Source organism: Sphingomonas sp. LH128, assembly GCF_000293195.2.
Lineage (GTDB): Bacteria > Pseudomonadota > Alphaproteobacteria > Sphingomonadales > Sphingomonadaceae > Novosphingobium > Novosphingobium resinovorum_A.
Window position 1 is genome coordinate 1 of sequence record NZ_ALVC01000620.1, and the last position, 459, is coordinate 459.

The 459-nt window shown below is 61.7% G+C and carries 1 protein-coding gene; it reads left to right on the forward strand.

Translation table 11 applies throughout. The features are described from left to right. Positions 1 to 259: 259 nt before the first annotated feature. A partial coding sequence (locus LH128_RS30630; RefSeq protein ID WP_008833570.1) for a phage integrase N-terminal SAM-like domain-containing protein occupies positions 260 to 459 on the forward strand: 200 nt, incomplete at its 3' end.

Sequence of the window (459 nt, forward strand, 5' to 3'; positions counted from 1 at the left end):
GAATTTCACCCTGAAACGAGCGACAGACCAGTCCCCCTCCTTCGAACGCAGATCGACGGTGACCACTGCGGCGCCTTTTTCCGCAGCCTGTTATGAACGATCAATTCGTTGGACTTGACCGAGGGGCGATTAGACGACCCGCTGCGCGGGAGTGGTGCCTGTGGTGAGCTACCCGTGACAACGAGAACGTCCCGCCTGGATTGAGCAGTGCCCGTAACGGGCAGACCCTTTCGGCTCCTTCAATATGAGGAGTCGAACGATGAACGAACTTGTTCCGGTTGGCCCGATCAGCCCGCTACGCCAGCGGCTGATCGACGACATGACGATGCGCCGGTTTTCACGCGAGACGCAGCGCAACTACTTGCGCGACGTCGGGCGGTTTGCGACCTGGCTGGGGCGCTCGCCGCACACCGCGACCGTCGAGGATATCCGGCGGTTCCAGATCGAGCAGCAGGACGC